This is a genomic window from Methanospirillum sp., from assembly GCF_028679455.1.
Lineage (GTDB): Archaea > Halobacteriota > Methanomicrobia > Methanomicrobiales > Methanospirillaceae > Methanospirillum.
In genome coordinates this window covers 1-4,429 of the sequence record NZ_JAJRBM010000170.1, presented here as the reverse complement: position 1 = coordinate 4,429, position 4,429 = coordinate 1, and the positions used below count along the sequence as shown (strand labels likewise).

At 39.7% G+C, this 4,429-nt stretch carries 9 protein-coding genes; 3 read left to right on the top strand and 6 right to left on the bottom strand.

Annotated elements, in window-relative coordinates:
- Window positions 1–125: 125 nt before the first annotated feature.
- On the top strand, window positions 126–356 hold the full coding sequence (locus tag LUQ50_RS05815; RefSeq protein ID WP_300037565.1) for a type II toxin-antitoxin system HicA family toxin: 231 nt from the start codon (window positions 126–128) through the stop codon (window positions 354–356).
- Window positions 357–471: 115 nt separating this feature from the next.
- Here LUQ50_RS05815 and LUQ50_RS05810 read toward each other — a convergent pair whose 3' ends face one another.
- The 3 genes from LUQ50_RS05810 to LUQ50_RS05800 form a co-directional block, all read right to left on the bottom strand.
- Window positions 472–687: a hypothetical protein gene (locus tag LUQ50_RS05810; protein ID WP_300037562.1), complete on the bottom strand. Its 216-nt coding sequence runs from the start codon at window positions 685–687 to the stop codon at window positions 472–474.
- A gap of 28 nt (window positions 688–715) precedes the next feature.
- Complete coding sequence (locus tag LUQ50_RS05805; RefSeq protein WP_300037559.1) at window positions 716–964, bottom strand: hypothetical protein; 249 nt, start codon at window positions 962–964, stop codon at window positions 716–718.
- 298 nt (window positions 965–1,262) lie between these two features.
- Window positions 1,263–1,964 carry a GrpB family protein gene (locus LUQ50_RS05800; protein WP_300037556.1) on the bottom strand — a complete coding sequence of 234 codons (702 nt, stop codon included), beginning with the start codon at window positions 1,962–1,964 and terminating at the stop codon, window positions 1,263–1,265.
- Window positions 1,965–2,487: 523 nt separating this feature from the next.
- Here LUQ50_RS05800 and LUQ50_RS05795 point away from each other — a divergent pair.
- Together LUQ50_RS05795 and LUQ50_RS05790 are read left to right on the top strand one after the other, a co-directional pair.
- A complete protein-coding gene (locus LUQ50_RS05795) occupies window positions 2,488–2,790 on the top strand; it encodes a nucleotidyltransferase family protein (RefSeq protein ID WP_300037553.1) in 303 nt (100 codons plus the stop codon).
- Window positions 2,783–3,148: a DUF86 domain-containing protein gene (locus LUQ50_RS05790; protein ID WP_300037550.1), complete on the top strand. Its 366-nt coding sequence runs from the start codon at window positions 2,783–2,785 to the stop codon at window positions 3,146–3,148. Before LUQ50_RS05795 ends, LUQ50_RS05790 begins: the two co-directional genes overlap by 8 nt.
- A 44-nt stretch (window positions 3,149–3,192) precedes the next feature.
- On the opposite strand, the gene LUQ50_RS05785 is transcribed toward LUQ50_RS05790, so the two are convergent.
- The 3 genes from LUQ50_RS05785 to LUQ50_RS05775 form a co-directional block, all read right to left on the bottom strand.
- Window positions 3,193–3,525 (bottom strand): HepT-like ribonuclease domain-containing protein, encoded by a 333-nt coding sequence (locus LUQ50_RS05785; RefSeq protein WP_300037547.1) that lies wholly within the window; start codon window positions 3,523–3,525, stop codon window positions 3,193–3,195.
- Entirely contained in the window at window positions 3,515–3,826 is a 312-nt protein-coding gene (locus LUQ50_RS05780) for a nucleotidyltransferase domain-containing protein (protein WP_300037543.1), read from the bottom strand. Before LUQ50_RS05780 ends, LUQ50_RS05785 begins: the two co-directional genes overlap by 11 nt.
- Window positions 3,827–4,028: 202 nt before the next feature.
- Window positions 4,029–4,391, bottom strand: coding sequence for a DUF86 domain-containing protein (locus LUQ50_RS05775; RefSeq protein ID WP_300037540.1), 363 nt, complete (start codon window positions 4,389–4,391; stop codon window positions 4,029–4,031).
- Window positions 4,392–4,429 lie beyond the last annotated feature (38 nt).

Sequence of the window (4,429 nt, the reverse complement as noted above, 5' to 3'; positions counted from 1 at the left end):
GAGCCAAGGGAACACTATCGAGGAAGCAATTGAAAATCTCAAAGAAGCAACCGAACTATATCTGGAAGAGTTTCCTCTTTCTCCTATATCCCGGAGTCTGATTACCACATTTGAGGTAGCATCTGTTGCCACCCAATAAACCCGTTTCCGGAGCAGTAGCGATAAAAATTCTCTGTAAGAATTTCGGGTTTGAGATATCTGGCAGAAAGGGTAGTCACGTACGCCTTTCAAAAAGTACTCCTGAAGGAAAAATTGGGACTGTTATTCCAATGTATGATGAATTAGCTACAGGAACTCTTCGATTTGCATTGAAACTGGCAGGGATTACACTCGAAGAATTTGAAGTATATCTGTAGTAGGGCCAAATTATATATATAGAAAATCTTTGGGTTCTTCACCAATTTTTAGGGATTGACAGATTATCACATCGATATTATTCGTAACTTTTTTGTTTTTTTCCATCAAATCCTGTTACCCATACCTGCATATCTGGAAATAATCATACCCTCCACATTGTTTCCCGGGTTTTTCCGGGAACCTCTTCTCCTGGATCCGATCAATCAACCCTTCAACAATCTCCCAGACCGGAACCGGATCAACCCTGGCATCTTCGATGTACGCAACCCCACCGGATGATAAACTCTTTCCAAGAAGCCGTAGCCCGTATGCATAGATCTTCACCTGCATCGCTGCAACCTCCGGAGCAATAACCTCATCAGAGGTCTTGCATTCTTGGATCTAGAGTTCCTCCCGGTATATTAATCATCACTTCGATCATACTGATGATAGTCCCGCTGCGGACCGGAAACTCGATCCTGTACTCTGATACCTGAACCCGGAGAAGAACCTCTCTTTTCTTGGTAGCAAACGACAAAAGCGCTCTAGAAAGCCCGTTCCATACTGGAAACCGGTTCCGGTTTGCATAGGGCAGAAAGAACCAGGACTCGATAGACCGTGTATTCAACTGGAACACCTAGTTTGAGAAGTTTGAGATCTCACTCATACAGAAGTGGGAGACATTTCCAAAATTAGAGAGAAAGATCATCACCCTGATTCCTTCAGGGACCATAGATGAGATCTAAACCGGTGAACTCTAATCACCACACAAAAAAAATCAGAAATTTTGTAGGTATCAGATCGTATCCAAATGATCCACAAACAATCTTGCCGGTATCTGGTGACCCACAAATACCCGACCATCTATGAAACCTAAACCATTCATACCAGATCCCCTGCCGGATCTTCGAGATTTTTAGGAGGGACTATTTCTCACTATGACCTGAAACACCGGAATCGATATGCATCGCCTTTCTGACGAAATCCCCTTTTGCTCTAGTATACGCTTCCCGATCAATTTTGAACTCTTCTGCTAATCTGTATTTTAGATCAGCATACTCGTTGGCTAGATCAGGATTGGATCGTAATCGATCTCTGAACACAACATTGTTCCAGATTTTATTCTCAAAAGTGGTTATATGAATATGATGTGTTCGGATTCTGGTTGTTTCGTCCCGTTTTATGAGAGTAATATGATCACCATACCACCAATATTCCCAGTTTTTAGTATCAGTTAGCCGAACGATTCGTTTAATGGCTTCTCGTAATGATGAAACTTCAACTAAAAAATCTAAAATTGGTTTTGCAGGCATTCCAGGAATAGAAGTACTCCCATAATGCTCCATTTTCGTGATAATGTCAGCACCAAATTCTTTATAAAAAGTATCAATGAAAGCAGTTGCCATAGCAGGCCATAATGGATCGTATGGAACCAGATGTACTTCATCAATAGATACATTATCCGGAAAATACCAGGATATTGATCCAAGATACAGTTTTAAATGCTCTTTCTGAAGATTGCACTGAAATAGAATAGCATCAGATTCAGTACATGTTGCATCATGTACCTGGAACAATGAGTTTTTACGATGAAAAGATGTTATTTCTATCAGATCAGGAGATATCATAACAGTGTCTATGTAGTCCCATTCAGGGATGTAAAAATCTGCATCAGCACCTAATGCGATTCCGGCTAGAATAGGACCATTTTTATATCGTATCGAATAACCCGAACTCCTGATTCCGGAAGATTAGATCTGGATAATTGGGAATAAAAAGCACTATGGGACTCTATAAATTTATCATATGGTTTTGCACCGGATTCAAAAATGTCCCATATTCCAATAATCTTCATAAATAATTCTCACGTGAATTGTTTGCAGAACTAGGTATCGAATTTATAGTAATTATTTTATTTTCTTTTTGTCACTCTATAAAATAAATTTGATATGCTGAAGTATCAGTTTTAAATTTTTATGATCTATCTTTTTTTGGGATAGATGAGTATGTAATCCTAAAACCCATATGAGGCGCTGCCTCATAGGCATTTTATACAAATGGTAGAAGCACACCATTTGATACCTTCAATGACCTTATTATCTAATCAAGGACATAGAACATATAATCAGGATACTTACGGGGATGGTCCAAGTGAATAACAAAACAAGATTAGATACCATAACATCTATTCTTCAATTACTCAAGCCCCGGCTCTCTGAACAGTATCATATAACCCGCATCGGAATATTCGGATCTGTAACGAAAGGCACTCAGACAGATGATAGTGATGTTGATCTCCTGGTGGAGTTCTCAGATCCTCCTGGATTATTCAGATTCATGGAAATTGAAGCATTTCTATCCGATACTCTTCAAACACGTGTGGACCTCGTAGATGCCGAAGGAATAAAACCACGGCTTAAGAATCGGATTCTATCAGAGGTCAAATATGTCTGAACCGCGTGATGGCCTTGTATTTCTTGAAGATATGCTCATTGCAGCAGAGAAGATCATCACCTATACACAGGGTCTTACAAGTTCCGATATCTCAATAAATGAAGAGAAGACTGAAGCAATCCTTTATAATCTTCTGGTTCTTGGTGAAGCAGCAAAAGGAATTCCGGAAAATATCAGAGTTAGATATCAGGAAATCCCATGGCGATTTATTACCGGAATGCGGGACAAAATTATCCATCAGTACTGGGGAATAAACCAGATCCAGATCTACAAGACTGTTACAGAGGAGATACCTCAATTAATCTCTATTTTAAAACCGATTCTCGCTGATGTCGATAATAAGGGATTAAAAGAATAGACCGATTTTAAAGATATATCCTCTTGAATATGAGAATAATACCCTTATGGTGAACGATCATCATTGAGAATTTGGAGTAATTCGGGTATATCATATTTTACGGATTGCCAGATGACATCCGGATCTATCTTCGCATATGAATGAATGAGGAAATCACGTGTCTTTGCATATTGAGACCATGGGATCTCCGGATATCTGTCCTTTGTATTAGAAGATACGAATTTTGCCGCTTCACCTATTACTTCCAGACACCGGATGAGTGCATACTGGAGTTGTCTGTCCTGTGCGAGTTCATCCCGGGTCCTGTCTCCAAGAAATGTGATAGCATCTGAACACATCTCTCTGATATCTGCCAGAATAGAGAGATCACGATCCATAGATTCTCACCATAGTTGAGAGAACCTCGTGCCTCATAATCGGATTCATGAAATCATCGATAGCCTTCCGGGTGATAAGATCGACCTTTCTCCCGAGAACCTTCTCCAGATCGGTCTGCAGTGACGCAAGCGTGAGCAGGGTAATCCGTGCACCGGGCATAAATTCTACAACCAGATCGATATCACTATCATTGGAATAATCATCACGGATAGCAGAACCGAAGATCCAGATTGATGATATCTGAAAATGAGGAATGATATGTAATCGTATTTCTGATGGGAGATCAGTAATTTTCATCATATCTCTACTCCTGGGAATTATTCCTCAATACTATCTATATTAGATATATAGCTCATCGTCAGTTTTAGTGGGAAGACAGACCAGTAACTATATACAATTCCTATTCATTAGTCTTTTTCCCACCGGATTCTCTACCGGAACCTGCATAACTGGAAATAATCACACTCACTACGTTTCTGGTAAAAAGGCAAAAGGGATTCAGTCAGAGGTCCGAATCCGGATACTGTTTATCCAGTTCTTTAAGCAGACTGAAGATCTTTGGTTTTATTTCAGGAATATCTTTTGTGATGACATTCCAGACGATAGAATAGTCGATAGAAAAGTATCCATGAATGATACGATCACGAAGTGCTGCCATCTCTCGCCAGGAGATATCCTGATGGTTATCTTTTACAATATCTGACACATTCTTTGATGCTTCGCCGATAACCTCAAGAGCGCTTCGTACCGCATGAGAAAAGTAATCATCATGAATGATATCATCGTATGTTTTCTGGTCAGATATTCGTTCCAGAAATTGAATTTCATCTAAAATATGCTTCAGGTAGATCCGGTCATCCTTCAATCCAGACCACCTCATTCAATATATATGGCCGAATATAG